Origin of the sequence: Mycobacterium sp. E1214 (assembly GCF_001666755.1) — a bacterium.
In the GTDB taxonomy this organism is placed as follows: domain Bacteria; phylum Actinomycetota; class Actinomycetes; order Mycobacteriales; family Mycobacteriaceae; genus Mycobacterium.
The window spans coordinates 1-662 of the sequence record NZ_LZJC01000068.1 but is presented as its reverse complement, the minus strand read 5'-3'; the positions used below and the strand labels follow the sequence as shown (position 1 = coordinate 662).

Sequence of the window (662 nt, the reverse complement as noted above, 5' to 3'; positions counted from 1 at the left end):
CGCCATGGTGGACGACGGCACGGCACAGGGGAAACACGGCGGCGTAGTTGACGATACCGACCAGCTTGACGTGGTCGGGGTGTGGCACGCCGGTGAAGTCGGTGCCGCCGAAGCAGATCAGCGCCCGCTCGTTGAGTTCCGCGCAGGCGGCGCTGATCATGTCCACCGTGGCGGCGGGTGATTCGACCGGAATACTGCCGGAGCCGAAGCAGATCGGCGGCGTCCCCGCGGCAATCCAGGACGCGACGTCGGCGTCCGCCTCGGTGGTCAACTCCATTGTCAGGGCGCCTACGAACGGACGCCGATCGCCGAATTTCGCCCACTCCTGTGCCAGCCCCGGAAACCAAACCCGGTCGTAGCCCTGGATTTCCAAGCCACCGCGGTCGGTGATCCGGCGCTGGGAGCGGTGCGTGGCGGTCGGCAGGCCCAGTTGTCGGCGCTGCGCGTTGTCGACCTCCTTGGTCGAACGCCAGAACAGCCATTCGATGGTCGTCATCGCGGATCGGAGCAACGGCGCCGGCACGGCCGGGACGAGCTGCCCGTTGGCGCGCATGGGGAAGTGGTGCAGGGCGGCCAGCGGAATGTCGTAGTAATCAGCGACATTCACGGCGAGATCCTGGTAGAGCTGGCCGCTGAAGATGAGGTCGGCTCCCGCCCCCACC

At 67.4% G+C, this 662-nt stretch carries 1 pseudogene; it reads right to left on the bottom strand.

Going from position 1 to position 662, the window contains the following annotated elements:
* Positions 1-662 (bottom strand): annotated as a pseudogene (locus A5700_RS07710) (hypothetical protein); the annotation flags it as partial.